The 14954-nt window shown below is 63.6% G+C and carries 12 protein-coding genes; 5 read left to right on the top strand and 7 right to left on the bottom strand.

Annotated features, from left to right (window positions below):
- Window positions 1-73 precede the first annotated feature (73 nt).
- Window positions 74-1567 carry a pyruvate kinase gene (gene pyk, locus V3330_RS19120; RefSeq protein ID WP_354697066.1) on the bottom strand — a complete coding sequence of 498 codons (1494 nt, stop codon included), beginning with the start codon at window positions 1565-1567 and terminating at the stop codon, window positions 74-76.
- A 118-nt stretch (window positions 1568-1685) separates the two neighbouring features.
- Between pyk and V3330_RS19115 the strand changes: the two genes are divergently transcribed.
- On the top strand, window positions 1686-3203 hold the full coding sequence (locus V3330_RS19115; protein WP_354697065.1) for a tetratricopeptide repeat-containing sulfotransferase family protein: 1518 nt from the start codon (window positions 1686-1688) through the stop codon (window positions 3201-3203).
- 13 nt (window positions 3204-3216) lie between these two features.
- Here the strand turns inward: V3330_RS19115 and V3330_RS19110 are convergent, their stop codons facing one another.
- The 6 genes from V3330_RS19110 to V3330_RS19085 all read right to left on the bottom strand — a co-directional run bounded on the left by V3330_RS19110 (window position 3217) and on the right by V3330_RS19085 (window position 10371).
- Window positions 3217-4395 (bottom strand): phosphoglycerate kinase, encoded by a 1179-nt coding sequence (locus V3330_RS19110; protein ID WP_354697064.1) that lies wholly within the window; start codon window positions 4393-4395, stop codon window positions 3217-3219.
- A 51-nt stretch (window positions 4396-4446) separates the two neighbouring features.
- Window positions 4447-5454, bottom strand: a complete 1008-nt coding sequence (gap, locus tag V3330_RS19105) for a type I glyceraldehyde-3-phosphate dehydrogenase (RefSeq protein ID WP_354697063.1) — start codon at window positions 5452-5454, stop codon at window positions 4447-4449.
- Window positions 5455-5502: 48 nt separating this feature from the next.
- Complete coding sequence (gene tkt / locus V3330_RS19100) at window positions 5503-7515, bottom strand: transketolase (RefSeq protein ID WP_354697062.1); 2013 nt, start codon at window positions 7513-7515, stop codon at window positions 5503-5505.
- 182 nt (window positions 7516-7697) lie between these two features.
- Window positions 7698-9236, bottom strand: coding sequence for an alanine/glycine:cation symporter family protein (locus V3330_RS19095; RefSeq protein ID WP_354697061.1), 1539 nt, complete (start codon window positions 9234-9236; stop codon window positions 7698-7700).
- Between the two features lie 26 nt (window positions 9237-9262).
- Entirely contained in the window at window positions 9263-9697 is a 435-nt protein-coding gene (locus V3330_RS19090; protein WP_354697060.1) for a universal stress protein, read from the bottom strand.
- Window positions 9698-9813: 116 nt separating this feature from the next.
- On the bottom strand, window positions 9814-10371 hold the full coding sequence (locus V3330_RS19085) for a thioredoxin family protein (RefSeq protein WP_354697059.1): 558 nt from the start codon (window positions 10369-10371) through the stop codon (window positions 9814-9816).
- Between the two features lie 185 nt (window positions 10372-10556).
- On the opposite strand from V3330_RS19085, the gene V3330_RS19080 reads away from it, so the two are divergent.
- The 4 genes from V3330_RS19080 (at window position 10557) to V3330_RS19065 (ending at window position 14557) form a co-directional block, all read left to right on the top strand.
- Entirely contained in the window at window positions 10557-11738 is a 1182-nt protein-coding gene (locus V3330_RS19080) for a TonB-dependent receptor (protein ID WP_354697058.1), read from the top strand.
- Between the two features lie 46 nt (window positions 11739-11784).
- Window positions 11785-12345, top strand: a complete 561-nt coding sequence (locus V3330_RS19075) for a 2OG-Fe(II) oxygenase (RefSeq protein ID WP_354697057.1) — start codon at window positions 11785-11787, stop codon at window positions 12343-12345.
- Window positions 12346-12363: 18 nt separating this feature from the next.
- Entirely contained in the window at window positions 12364-13977 is a 1614-nt protein-coding gene (locus V3330_RS19070) for a tetratricopeptide repeat-containing sulfotransferase family protein (protein WP_354697056.1), read from the top strand.
- A gap of 94 nt (window positions 13978-14071) precedes the next feature.
- Window positions 14072-14557 (top strand): hypothetical protein, encoded by a 486-nt coding sequence (locus V3330_RS19065; protein WP_354697055.1) that lies wholly within the window; start codon window positions 14072-14074, stop codon window positions 14555-14557.
- The last annotated feature ends 397 nt before the right edge of the window (window positions 14558-14954 follow it).

Below are 14954 nucleotides of genomic sequence, written 5' to 3'. Positions count from 1 at the left end.
AACGCACCATTTTACTGGCTTGGCGGTGACAAGACCATTGAACGCCACGTTTGATTGCGCCAATTCCGGTCGTTCAGCCGAGTTCGAGCTCCGATTGGTTCTCGGCAGCCCCTTCGGCGCCGATCTGCAGCAATCGCAGGGTGTTGGTTCCGCCCTGATCGCCCAGGTGGTCTCCCAGGGTCACGATCACCCGGTCACCGGTGCGCACGTGGCGTTTGCGGTACAGCAGGTTGAGCACTTCGCCAATCACCTGGTCCATGTCCTGTCCGTCGGGCTGATGCGCCACGGGATAAACATTGCGGAAAAGCGCCATGCGGCGCCGGCTCGCGACATTCGGCGACAACGCGAAGATGGGCACGGACGATTGCACGCGGGACAGCCACTGGGCGGTGGAACCGGATTCGGTCAGCGCGACGATGGCCTGCACGGAAACGTGCTTTGCCATGAACATGGCGGCCATGGCGATGGCCTGATCGATTCGCTGGAAGCGCACATTGAGACGCGCGGACTCACCCACCCGGTCAAAATGCCGCTCGGCACCCAGGCAGATGCGGTTCATCGCCTTCACCACCGTGGCCGGATGCTTGCCCACAGCCGTCTCGGCGGACAGCATCACGGCATCGGACCCGTCGATGACCGCATTGGCCACGTCCAGAACTTCGGCCCGGGTCGGGATCGGATTCTCGATCATCGACTGCATCATCTGGGTAGCGGTCGCCGCGACACGGTTGTAATTCAGCGCGGTCTGGATGATGCGTTTCTGCAGGCCCGGCAGTTCGGCGTCGCCAATCTCGACACCCAGGTCGCCGCGAGCGACCAGAACCGCGTCGGCCGCATCACAGATTTCCTCGAGGTTCGTTATGGCCTCGATACGTTCGATCTTGGCCATGATCGAAGCACTGCTGCCCGCCTGCCGCAACAGCTCGCGCGCCCGCTCGATATCCCCGGCGTTACTGGCGAAGGACACGGCGAGATAATCGGCTTCAAGTTCGGCGGCCAGACGAATGTGGGGCAAATCGTGTTCAGCCAGCCCGGAAACCGACAGACCCCCGCCCTGCAGGTTGATTCCCTTGCGATCCGAGAGGCGGCCGCCGTTCTCCACCTCACACACGATGCTGCGGCCGTCGATGCGGGTGACCCGCATCGAGACGAGACCGTCGTCCAGCAGCAGAACGTCGCCGGGTTTCACATCGTCCGGCAGGTCAGGGTAGCTGACGCCGACCCGGCCATTGTCACCGGGGATGCCGGGATTTCCCGCATCCAGCACGAAAGCCGCCCCCGGTTCCAGATCGGCCGCGCCGCCGTTGAATTTCTCAATCCGGATCTTCGGTCCCTGGAGGTCGAACAACACGGCCACTTCACGCCCGACCTCCGCGGCGACTTCGCGCGCCATCCGGGTGCGTTCCGCGTGTTTTTCCGCCGGGCCGTGGGACATGTTCAGCCGCAGGACGTCCGCGCCGGCCTCGATCAGGGCGTGCATCGCCTCGCGGCGATCCGTCGCCGGCCCCAGGGTCGCGATGATCTTGGTGCGGCGGACGTTCGGGTCGGTCAATGATTGATCTGCCATAAGCGGATTATAGGCCCGGACCCGGGCCGGGACCTCGTCAGGCCGGCGTGCCTCATCACCCCGCGCGCCGTTCAAATCGATTACCCTCTGCGCATGCGACACAACGTGGTCTCTGTGCATGAACGCAAGTGAGTGGCGATCCCTGCTGGCCGCGGGCCGCCAGGCCATGGACGACGGCCACGCCGACACCGCCGTGGCCCGCTTCGAGCAGGCCCTCGCGCTCGCCCCCGGCCGGCGGGAGATTCGCTACTGGCTGGGTAACGCGCTGCGCCTGGCCGGCCGGGCGCAAGCCGCGGAACAGCAGTTCCGCGATCTCCTCGTGGAACATCCTGGAGATGCCGATACGCACTTCGCGCTGGCCTTTCTGCTGCGCGAACAGGGTCGCGGGGGAGACGCGGCCCTGCTGCTGACCGATCTGGCCCGGCATGACGACGCCGCCCCGGAACTGTTGCTGAAAATCACCGGATTCCTGCGCGACTCCAACCGATTCGAGGAGGCCATCGCAACGCTGCGACTCGTCATGCGGCAGGCACCTGGCGATCCATCACTGGCTTTCCGTCTGGCACGCCTGCACCAGGCGACCGGCCGCTTCGACAAGGCGCTCGAGGCCGTGCGCGACGCTCTGACCGGCGACCCGTCATTGGGCGGGGCCTGGTTGAGCCTGGCCCACTTGCAGCGCTTCGAGGACCCGGACCACGCCGACCTGCGACGTTTGCGGGCGGCCGTCGACGCGCCCGCAGGACGCGAAGCGGCGATGTGTATCGCTTTCGCCCTCGGCAAGGCCCATGACGACCTGGGAGACTGGCGGCAGGCCTGGGACTGGTACCGGCGCGGCAATCGGCTGCGCCACGCCGAGCAAGCCTGGGATCGAGACGCCTGCGCCCGCGAGCGCCAGTCCGCCCGGACCCAGGCATGTCCGGTCCCGCCCTTCCCGGCCCATTCGGGCCGCCACCCGGTGTACATCGTCGGCATGTTGCGGTCCGGCACGACCCTGCTGGAACGGCTGCTCGATCGGCATCCGCGCATCACCGCCCGCGGGGAACTGAATTTTCTGGCGCATCAAGCGCGCGCCGCGAAGGGTTCAGTGCCAGACCCGGGCGCACTGCATGCGGCCGGAGACCTTCTGTGGACGCAACTGCGCCAGGACGGCGACGAGAATCTCCACTACATCGACAAAAACCCGTTGAATTTCCGCTTTCTGGGCTTCCTCGCGGCCGCGCTGCCGGAAGCCCGGATCATTCACGTGCGACGCGATGGCCGCGATGCGTGCCTGTCCTGCTACTTCCAGTTGTTCCAACACCCGGAAGCCGGCTTCGCCAACGATTTGGACGACCTGGTGGACTACCACCACGGATACCGCCAACTCATGGACCACTGGGAGTCGGTCCTGGGGGCGCGGATTCTGAACGTGGATTACGAAAAACTGGCGGAAAACACGGCCCCGAGCCTGCGGCGGATTCTGGAATTTCTCGGACTGGACTGGGACGACGCCATGGATGCGGACGACCAGACGTCCCGACCCATCCGCACGGCGAGCACCTGGCAGGCCCGCCAACCGGTACACCGGGCATCCATCGGTCGTTGGCGGAATTACCGGGCGTTCGCCCCTGAATTTTTCGACGCGCTGGCGGGATAAACCCGATTCCGCCTCAGTCCGCCGCCCTCGCCTCCAGCGCGGCGACCGCCGGCAGGCTCTTGCCTTCGACGAATTCCAGAAAGGCGCCGCCACCCGTGGAAGCGTAGCTGATGTCGCCGGCCACACCAAAGCGGTCGATGGCCGCCAGCGTATCGCCGCCGCCTGCGAGGCTGAATGCAGGCGCACGGCCGATGGCTTCCGCCAAAGCCCGCGTTCCGGCTGCGAAGGCGGGAAATTCGAAGACACCCACCGGCCCGTTCCAGACGATGGTCCCCGCGCCGTCCACGATGCCGGCATAGCGCACCGCGGTCAGCGGTCCGATGTCCAGAATCATTTCCTCCGGCCCGACGGAATCGACCTTGCGCACGACCGCCTTCGCATCGGCAGAGAAGCGATCGGCGACGACCACGTCCTCCGGAATGGGAATCGAACCGCCGCGCTCGTGTGCCTGGCGAATCAGGCGCTGCGCCTCCGGAATCAGATCCGGTTCGTGCAGGGAGTGCCCTACTTCGTAACCGCTGGCCGCGATAAAGGTATTGGCGATACCTCCACCGACGATGAGTTCATCGACCCGGTCCAGCAGGCTGTTCAGCACGCCGAGTTTGGTCGATACCTTGGACCCGCCCACGATGGCCAGCAACGGGCGCTCAGGTTCACTCAACGCCCGCTCCAGATTCTCCAGTTCGCGGCTGAGCAGAGGTCCGGCGCAGGCCACCGGCGCAGCGCGGATGACCCCTTCCGTGGATGCATGCGCGCGGTGTGCCGCGCCAAAAGCGTCCATGACGAAGACATCGCACAAATTCGCCATGCGCCGGGCCAGTTCGGGATCGTTGGCCTTTTCGCCGACCTCGAAACGCACGTTCTCGCACAACGCCAGATCTCCGGGTGCGACATCCACGCCGTCCATCCAGTCGCGATGCACCGCAACCGGCCGGCCGAGCAACTCGGCCAGACGCCGGGCCACCGGGGCCAGTGAAGCCTCCTCGGAAAACCGCCCCTCTTCCGGCCGCCCCAGGTGCGACAGCACCAGCACGGCCGCCCCGGCCTCCAGGGCCATTTTCAGGGTCGGCAGAGCGGCCCGGATACGGGCGTCCGACGACACTTCGCCCTGCTCGACAGGCACATTCAGGTCTTCGCGGATCAGCACCCGCTTGCCGGCGAGTTCGAGATCCTCCATGCGCAGGTAGTTCACGTGCAGACTCTCTCCACAAGCGGTACAGACCACCAGGCCCGAACCGGAAAATCAGGCATTCATCAATGCGACCGTGGTGTCCAGCATCCGGTTGCTGAAACCCCATTCATTGTCATACCAGCTCAACACTTTAACCAGTGTGCCTTCCATGACGCGGGTCAGGGTCGAATCGAATACCGATGAATGCGGATCGTGGTTGAAGTCGACCGAAACCAGCGGCCGGGTGTTGTAACCCAGCACACCCTTCAGATCGCCTTCGGCAGCGGTGCGGACCAGCTCGTTGATTTCCTCCACGGATGTGGATCGGCTGGCCACGAAACTCAGGTCGACCACCGAGACGTTGATCGTGGGCACCCGCATCGAAAAACCGTCGAGACGGCCATTCAACTCCGGTAATACCAGTCCCACCGCTGCCGCCGCACCGGTCTTGGTCGGAATCTGGCTCATGGTGGCCGAGCGCGCGCGGCGCAGGTCCTTGTGGAACACGTCGGTGAGCACCTGGTCATTGGTGTAGGCGTGAATCGTGGTCATCAGGCCGTGTTCGATGCCCACCCCGTCGTTCAGCACCTTGGCCAGCGGGGCCAGGCAGTTCGTGGTGCACGACGCATTCGAGATGATCTGGTCCGAACTGCGCAGATCCTGATGATTGACGCCGTAAACCACGGTGTTGTCGACGTTCTCACCGGGTGCCGAAATAATCACCTTCTTCGCGCCTGCGCTGATGTGGGCCGAGGCTTTTTCCTTGCTGCGGAAAAACCCGGTGGACTCCAGTACCACGTCGACCCCGAGTTCACCCCACGGAAGGTCCGCCGGGTTGCGCTCGGCCAGAACCCGAATGGGGTCACCGTCGACCACGAGGTCGCCATCGCGGACTTCGACCTCGAACGGGAACTTGCCGTGTGCCGTGTCGTAACGGGTCAGGTGCGCATTGGTCTCCGCATCGCCGAGATCATTGATTGCCACTACCTTGATTTCGTCGGTGCGGCCCGCTTCGTACAGGGCGCGGAGGATGTTGCGCCCGATGCGGCCGTAGCCGTTGATTGCCACTTTGATTGCCATGTCCAAACTCCTGGGTGAATCTGCTGTGTTACGAAACTCTGCCTGTGCTCACGCGCCCCGGGCTTGCAGGGAATCGCGCACGGCCTGGCTGACATTTTCCACAGTCAGGCCATAATTTTCGAAAAGCACCTTGCCCGGTGCCGACGCGCCGAAACGATCGACGCCGATGACTTTGCCACCATCGCCGACCAGCGGGTACCAATAGTGAGTCACTCCGGCCTCCACGGCGACCCGGGCGCGCACCGTGGGTGGCAGCACCGAGTCGCGATAGCCCTCGTCCTGGGCCAGGAACCGGCCCGGGTTCGGCATGGACACCACGCGAACCGGGATGCCGTTCGCGGACAATGATTCCGCGGCCTGGATCGCCAGGCCGACTTCCGAACCACTGGCGATGAGGACGGCCTCGGGGGCTTCGTCCGCATCACGCAAGACGTAACCGCCGCGTTCAATGGCGTCGACCTGCGCGGGATCGCGTGGTTGGTGCGGCAGGGCCTGCCGGGTAAAAATCAGGGCCGAAGGATGGCCGCTTTTCTCGATCGCCGTCTTCCAGGCCACCGCGGATTCGACGGTGTCGCACGGGCGCCAGACGTCCAGACCGGGGATCATGCGGAGACTCGCCGCGTGCTCCACCGGCTGATGCGTCGGGCCGTCCTCACCCAGACCGATGGAGTCATGGGTGTAGACGTGAATGTTGTGGGTCGGGATCAGGGCCGACATGCGCACGGCGTTGCGTGCGTAATCCGAAAACACCAGAAACGTCGCGTTGTACGGAATAAACCCGCCGTGCAGGGCCAGACCGTTGCAGATGGCGGCCATGCCGAATTCCCGAACGCCGAAATAAATGTAGTTGCCGTCGGCATTTGCTTCGCGGATATCGACACTGCCGGACCAGATCGTGTTGTTGGAACCGGCCAGGTCGGCGGAGCCGCCGATCAGTTCCGGCAGCAACGGCCCGAATGCATCAAGGGCGATCTGCGAAGATTTCCGCGTGGCGACATCGCCACCGGTTTCCTGCAATTCCGCGATTCGGGCACGGGTCTGTTCGGCCCAGTCGTCCGGAAGATCGCCCTGCATTCGACGACTGAATTCCGCAGCGAGCTCGGGATGGGCCTTCCGCCAGGTATCGTAACGCTCACGCCAGGCCCGCTCCGCCTGCCGGCCGCGCTCGCGCGCGTCCCAGGCGGCAGCGATGTCTTGGGGAATCTCGAACGGCGGATGGTTCCAGCCCAGTTCCTGGCGCGCCGCGGCGATTTCGTCCTCACCGAGCGGTGCGCCGTGCGTGGCCTCCGTTCCCTGCTTGTTGGGCGCGCCAAAACCGATCACGGTACGGCAGCAAATCAGGGTCGGACGACCGGACTCGGCCTGCGCGGTATCGATGGCCTGGCGGATTTCGACCGGATCGTGTCCGTCGACGTCACGGATGACCTGCCAGCCGTACGCCTCGAAACGTGCGGGGGTGTCATCGGTAAACCAGCCCTCGACTTCGCCGTCGATCGAAATGCCGTTGTCATCCCAGAAGGCGATGAGTTTGCCGAGCCCGAGGGTACCCGCCAGCGAGCAGGCTTCGTGAGACACGCCCTCCATCAGGCAGCCATCGCCGAGAAACACCCAGGTATGGTGGTCAACGACGTCCATCCCGTCCCGATTGAAGCGGCGCGCCAGAACGGTCTCGGCCAGCGCCATGCCGACCGCATTGGCGATTCCCTGGCCCAGGGGCCCGGTGGTGGTCTCGACACCCGGTGTCTCGCCGTACTCGGGATGGCCAGGCGTGCGCGAATGCAGCTGGCGGAAATTGCGCAACTCCTCGATGGGCAGGTCATAACCGCTGAGGTGCAACAGGGAGTACAACAGCATCGAACCGTGTCCGTTGGACAGGACGAAGCGGTCGCGGTCCCACCAGCCCGGATTCTCCGGATTGTGTTTCAGGTGGTCGTTCCACAAGACTTCGGCGATATCAGCCATGCCCATGGGCATGCCCGGATGACCGGAATTGGCTTGCTGGACCGCGTCCATGGACAGGGCGCGGATGGCGTTGGCGAGTTCGCGTCGGCTGGGGTTCACTGCATGCTTCCTGGTTAATCTGATCGGATCAGTCTGGCCTGCTCGGGGCGGCGGATCGGGGGAGCGGCCAGCATTCGGCGCCGGCTCGCTGCGGAACGAAGGGGCAATTCTCGCCCATGGCGCTGAGGCGGGGCAAGGTCTGAAGACGCACAGTTCAGGTGAAAAGTGGCATTCTCACCCCGTCAGGCCCGGTGCAGGGCCTTACCGAACTTCTGCAGACTGCCGGCCCGGTACTCCGCCCAGTAGGTGTTCAGCTCGCGTTTCACCACGGGCAACAGGAAGTACAGGCCGAGAATATTGGGAAAAGCCATGGCGAAAATCATCGCATCCGAGAAATCGATGACCGCGCCAAGTTGCATGGACGACCCGACAACCACAAATGCCAGGAACAGCACTTTGTACGTGATATCGGTAATCAGCGATTCACCGAACAGGAATGTCCAGGCCTTGAGGCCATAGTACGACCACGAAATCATTGTCGAAAACGCGAACAGCACAACCGCCAGGGTCAGCACCCACGGGAACCAGGAAATCGATGATTCGAATGCTGCGGAGGTCAGCGCGACGCCCTGCCCGGGATCCACATTGGGATCCCAGGTGCCGGTGATAATGATGACCAGCGCCGTGATGGTACATACCACGACCGTATCCACGAAAGGTTCGTACAGGGCGACGAAACCCTCGGTAATCGGTCGATTCGTGCGCACCGCCGAGTGCGCGATGGCCGCCGAACCCACGCCGGCCTCGTTGGAAAATGCCGCGCGCCTGAAGCCCTGGAACAGCACCCCGATCACGCCTCCGGCCATGCCTTCCGGGCTGAACGCACCGCTAATGATGGCGCCGATGGCTGCCGGAACCGCCGTCACGTTGGACAGAATGATGATCAGGCCCGCCAGCACATAGACAATGGCCATGAACGGGACGATTTTGGACGTGACGCGCGCGATGCCCTGGATACCACCGATGATCACGAGGCCAACCAGCGAAGCGATGACCACGCCGAACAGCCAGCCCTTGTCGGCCAGCCAACTCGCATCACCACCCGTGACCGAGACCAGCTGTTTGAAGCTCTGGTTCGCCTGGAACATGTTGCCCCCGCCGAACGATCCGCCGATGCAGAAAATGGCGAAAAGGACAGCCAGGATCTTGCCCAGGGTGCGGAGTTTGTCACTGCGTTCCGCCAGCCCTTTGGCGAGGTAGTACATCGGGCCGCCGGACACCGTGCCATCCGTGTACTCGTTGCGATATTTCACACCGAGCGTGCATTCGACGAACTTGGTCGACATGCCCAGGAAGCCGGCAACGATCATCCAGAACGTCGCCCCGGGGCCGCCCAGCGACACCGCGATCGCAACACCTGCGATGTTGCCCAGACCGACGGTTCCCGACAGCGCCGTGGCGAGCGCCTGAAAGTGGGTGACCTCACCGGCCGCGGTGGGGTCGCTGTAGTCGCCGCGCACCAGATGGAAGCCATGGCGCATGGCACGCAGGTTGATGAACCGGAAATAGAACGTGAAGAACGTCGCTGCCGCGATCAGCCAGACCAGAACGAACGGGATCTGCACCCCGGCAACCGGAAACGATGAGAACACCAGCCCGGCAACCGTGTCCGCGATCGGGCGGACGGCGTTGTCGATCCTCTCGTCGATACCGTTCTGGGCCAAGGCGCTGATCGGGGCCAGGAGGGTGGTCAGCAGGATCACGAAACGATTCTTGGACATCGGTTATTTTCTCCGGTTGTTCCGGCTCAGGGTACGACGGTGACGGGTACGTCGGCGATCTGCACCAGGGTACTGGGCACGCTGCCGAACAACTGGGATTTGATCCGCGATGTGCCGGTGCGGCCCACGACGATGTTGGTGGCGCCGGCCTCGTTCGCGAGGTCATTGAGGGTATGGGCGGGGTGTCCGTGGCGGACCAGGCCCTTGGCGTCGATCCCCTGATCACGCAGACGATCGACGACCGAATCGACGATCTCGGAGTGCGCGCGATCCAGTTCGGCTTCGCGGCGCTTGTGACGGGCTTCGTTCTCCATCGGCGTGTTGAACGAATACGGGGACCATTCGATCACGTGCACCACGACGACGGGCACATCCGCGGTCCTGGCCCAGGCGACTGCGTAGTCGAGCGCACGCTGCCCGCAGTTGCTGCAATCGATGCCCACAAGCAGTTTCTGATCCATATCAGGGTATCCTCCGGCGAGCCGGTTCTCCGGCCGAGTCGCAAATTGGCGCGCCCATACTACCCCAGTCGCAGGGTCGTAGGTGAATTAAGGCTTGACCGCTTCCCACCCACGCGTCATTCCTGACGCCACTTGATGGAACATCCCATGGATGGAATCTGGTGCTTCGGGCCATGGCCGGTTTCGGCGACCTGCTTCATCGCCAGATACAGTTCGCGCCGGACTTCACCGGCATCGGGGCGCGCACCACTCTCGTCCAGTCGCCCGCGGTACTGCAGTCCCAACTGCGCGTCGTAACCGAAAAAGTCGGGCGTGCAGACGGCGCCGTAGGCGCGGGCGACCTGTTGTGATTCGTCCAGCAAATAGGGAAACGGATACTCGTGCCGCCGTGCCTCCTCGCGCATGTGTTCAAAATCATCATCGGGGTAGGCGTCGGTGTCATTGGGCATGATGGCGACGCAGCCAATGCCCAGTGCGATCAGGTCGCGGGTGTCGCGGACGAGCTTGTGATTGATGGCCTTGACGTAGGGGCAATGATTGCAGATGAACATCACCAGCAACCCACGCGGGCCCCGGCAGTTCTGCAGGGACCAGTTGCGGCCGTCCACGCCGGGCAGATTGAAATCCGGTGCCGGTATGCCGAAATCACATACCGGCGTGTGGGTTAGAACCATGCAGGGAAACCCCTGAAATGCGGCAGGGCGGAAGTATAGCAGGACATTTTTAGGGCGTTCTCCCTGCAAAAAGAGCGCAATTTCACTGTATTTGCAGTAAACTTTTTTGTAAAACGGTCATCTAAGAAACCACGACTCACTATACTGAGGGAATCGACGGGGCTCTGGCCCTGCGAACACACACAATGAAGTCGGGCAAGGTACAGCGAGAATTCAGCCTGGCGGCGTTCGCCGCCACGGCGTTTGCGTGCCTGCTCTGCGGCATGACGCCCGCCTTCCTGCTCGCAGCGGAAGAATCCGTACTTCCGGGCAGCGATTCCCACCGCCTGGTGCACCAGCAGGACGGCAAAACACTGCACGACGGGGCCATGCACCCCGGCACCCCGATGATTCTCGATCCGGATTTCGGTGGAATTCCGTTTTCGAGCAGCACGTCCAGCAAGTTGCAGCTCCGCCTCGCGCAGCCGTTGATCCTGCAGACTTCGAGCGAGTTGAACGCCTCGCAGGACACCGGACTGCTCGGACTGGATGCCACATTGCAGGTTCCACTGACCGACGGACTGAGCCTGTCGAGCGGCATCAGGCAGGCCCTGGGTCAGGGCAATTTCCAGGCGCTGGGCAGTATCCACTGCGCCAATGGCACCCTGCGGCCGGACTCCTACACCGCATCCGGATGCCGGTTCATCAATGATGCTCGCAGCCAGTTCGACAGCCGCACGCTGAGCCTGGGTTCACAGCTCGACATCGGCAATGTTTCAACGTCGCTGAACTGGTTCACGAGCCAGGCGGAATACCGCCCGGGGCTGGCCACCGCGCTCACGCCCGGTGCGGCGCCCCTGCTGGATCCCGGCCTGGCGGCCTTCGAAGCGGGCACGTCGATGCTGCCCGGTGCCGTACGGCCCTCCGCGCTGTCCGCCGAGACCAGCGGTATCGACCTGGACTTTCAGGTTGGGTTCACCACCGATCAGGCCGGTGAAATCCGCCTCGGGCTGGCGCTCACACGGATTTACGGTGCTTCCTACGACGGCCTTTACAGCAACTCCGGCAGCCCCCTGCAGTGGAACATCGCCGCCCCCTTCAACACGGCTTCGATGGGGATCGAGTGGAGCCGCGGCGCCTTCAGTGGCGGGTTGCGCGCGTATTACCGGGAGCCGGTCAGCTTCCTCGACCGGAACACGCTGGACAGCATGGGTACGTTCGACGTGCACTTCACCTGGCGCACTCCGTGGAACGCCAACCTGAGCGTCGGCGCCAGCAACGTGCTCAATGCCGGCGTGGAAAACCGCACACCGACCGATGATGCCTCGGACCGGTTCGAATCGATCTACGGCCGCATACCCTACGTCCGTTATCAGCAGGATCTCTGAGCCGTCTGTCCCCGCGCCTGACCGGCTCGGGTTATGATCGGCCTCCATGACCGGACTCAGCCACTACATTCGCACCTACAGCGGCGCCCTGCCGGACGGCTTCTGTGAGCAGGTGGTGCAGCAATTCGAATCGGACCCCAGCAATCAAACCCGGAACGGCGGCAGCGTGCGCGCCGGCCTGTCCGAAAGCAGTTGGCTGGAAATGGATCTGTCGGACTTCACCGGGTTCAACTTCCGCAACGTCATCCTGAACTGCCTGCGGCATTACAAATCCGCCTATGAGAAAGACTGCGGAATCCGTCCCGCGCTGCCCGATGCCGGCGACCTGGCGCCCCTGGTGGTCAAGCGATACGACCCGGGCGGCGCGGATCGATTCCAGCCTCATTTCGATTCCATCGGCGAAGTCGCAGATCGCTACCTGGTGTTCCTCTGGTACCTGAATGGTGTCGACGAGGGTGGGGAGACCGAATTCGTCGACCTCGACATCCGCAGCCGGCCAGAAACCGGTAAGCTGCTGATTTTTCCACCGTTCTGGATGTACCGGCACGCGGGCCGCCCGCCGGTTTCGGGCCCCAAGTACATCCTCAGCACCTATACGCTCTGGTAAGCCGCTCACCCCGCCCGCATGTCCGCGACCGACATTCAGGCCCAACTGCAACGCGCGTCGGCGTGCCTGCAGGCGGCGGATGGCGAGGGTTGCCGCGCCATCTGCGACCACTTGCTGACCTCCCGCCCCGACCTCATCCCGGCCCGCCATCTGCGCGGCCTGGCCGCCATCCGCACCGGAGATCCACAGCGGGCTGTCGAAGACCTGTCGGTGGTGTTTCGTGCCCAGCCCGGCAACGGACATGCCGCGTTCTGGCTGGGCCGTCTGCTGCGTCAGGCCGACCGCCTGGACGAGGCCGTGGCGCCGCTGGAGCAAGCGGCGCGCCACCCGGAATTCGAAGTGGATGCCCGCTACGAACTGGCGCGGGTATTGAGCCGGTCGCGACGCGGGCAGGAAGCGGAATCCCAGTACCGCCGGGTACTGGAGCGGCGACCGGACCACGCGGATGCGGCCGCCAATCTGGCCTTCCTGCTGGAGCGCCGTAACCGCCTGGAGGAATCGGCAGACTGGGCCGACCGCGCTCTCGGGCTGGATTCCGGCAATTTCATGGCCAATCTGACGCGGGCCGTTCTCGACCGCCGCGCCGGGAATCACGGCCAGGCCCGGGATCGACTCGAGTCGCTGGCCGAATCCTGCGCGGACCCCATGAACCGCAGCGTGGTGCTGAATCAGCTGGGTCAGTGCCTGGACGGCATGGAAGCGTGGAACGAAGCCTTCGGGTGTTTTGAACAGGCCAATCGCCTACTGCGTGAGACTCACCCCCTGGGTCAGCCCGTGGACCACGGCAGTTATGGCCTCGGTCGTCTGCGCGAACTGCACGAATGGCTGACCACCGAGCGCGTGGATCACTGGTCACCGAACCCGCATGCCCGGGCGTCAGACCCGGTCTTCCTGGTGGGTTTTCCCCGTTCCGGCACGACATTGCTGGACCAGATACTCTCCGCCCACCCGGACATCGAGGTCAGCGAGGAGAACGAATTGTTCGATACCGTCAGGGCCCGCTGGGTCGAGAACGGTCCGCTGACGCGAATCGGCACGATGAACCCGGATCAACTGGACTCGGCACGCCGGCTCTACCTCGAAGCGCTGCGCGAGCGGCGACGGCATCCCGAACGAGCGGTCATTGTCGACAAACTGCCGCTGAACCTCGCCTACCTGTTTCTGATTCACCGCCTGTTTCCCGACTCGCCGGTACTGTTCGCGGTGCGCGATCCGCGCGATGCCTGCCTGTCATGCTTTTTCCAGTCGTTCGACCTCCAGGGCGCCATGCCCTACTTCCTGGATCTGCGCGATACGGCGACCTATTACGACACGGTCATGCGTCTGGCCTGGCTCAGCCGCGAACGCATCTCGAACCCGGTGCACGAAATTCGCTATGAAACCGTGGTCCGGGACCTGGAAGGTTCGGCCCGCGAAATGCTTTCATTTCTGGGCCTTGAATTCTCGAGCGAGGTTCTGGCCTACCGGCGCCAGGCCCGGGACCGGACCATCGACACACCCAGTTACCAGCAGGTGGTCCAGCCGCTTTATACTCGTTCCATAGGGCGCTGGCGGCATTACCGGCAGCATCTGACGCCGGTGTTGCCAAGCCTGACGCCCTGGGCGGAGCGATTGACCTACCCTTGCGACTGACCGAAAATTCCGCCGGACAAAGCCGGAGGCGGGCTGGACCCTGCCGCCCCCAGACATGGTAGACTTGCGCGGTTTCGCGATGGAATATCACTCTATGAACAGACTTTTCCTGGCCATGATTCTGCTCGCCATGGCGGCGCCCAGCCCGGCTCAGCAGGCGTTTTCCTCGCTCGAGGAACAGATGACCGGCAAGGAATTTACAGCCGCCGGTCTGGAAAAGTTGTCCCCCCAGGAACTCGAAGCCCTGAACCGGTGGATTCGCGGCCGCTCGCTGGCCACGCTCGATGCCAGTCGGGCTCCGACCACGCCGGGAGACTCCCGTGGTTTCGAGAACCAGCAGATTCAGAACATGGATCGCACCACCATCACCAGCCGTCTGGTCGGCACGTTCACGGGCTGGGACGGCGAGACCGTTTTCGAACTCGAGAACGGGATGATCTGGGAGCAATCCGACAAGGACAAGTTCTATATTCGCGAAATCGAGAATCCCGTGGTCACCATCGAACCCGGCGCTTTCCGTACCTGGCGCTTGTCCGTCGAAGGCTACAGCTCGGAATGCCGCGTGGAGCGTATCCAGTAAAACCGCTTCTGAGGCCCGCCAGCTGTTTCCCGGGCGCTGACTTCGGCACACCTGCCCCAGGGTAGCGACTCCCCGATTGCCGCGCGCGTCGCGGTTACCCTGTGAATTCGAAAGAATCCCAAGGCCCGCAAACCAGCAGGCACTGCGTCACATTGCCCGTGAATATGACAATAATTCCACCATTTGCCGTGACATACCCCCTCCAGGACACATGCCCCCCCGGGTTCGCTCCCCTTAATTATTTCGCCTGGAAGTGAACCTTCGCCTCTTCAAAAATCAGGGGTTGGGTGCGACTGAGGTCCGCCGCGCGCTGCGACATGCCCCTTCCAGGACCCGGCATAAACCCATCCCTGGGGCCTTGATCGAAAACGTCCTGTTTTCGACAGTCCTGGAAGGG

Origin of the sequence: Elongatibacter sediminis (assembly GCF_037892215.1) — a bacterium.
Taxonomy (GTDB): domain Bacteria; phylum Pseudomonadota; class Gammaproteobacteria; order Xanthomonadales; family SZUA-36; genus Elongatibacter; species Elongatibacter sediminis.
This window is presented reverse-complemented; position numbering and strand designations above follow the sequence as displayed.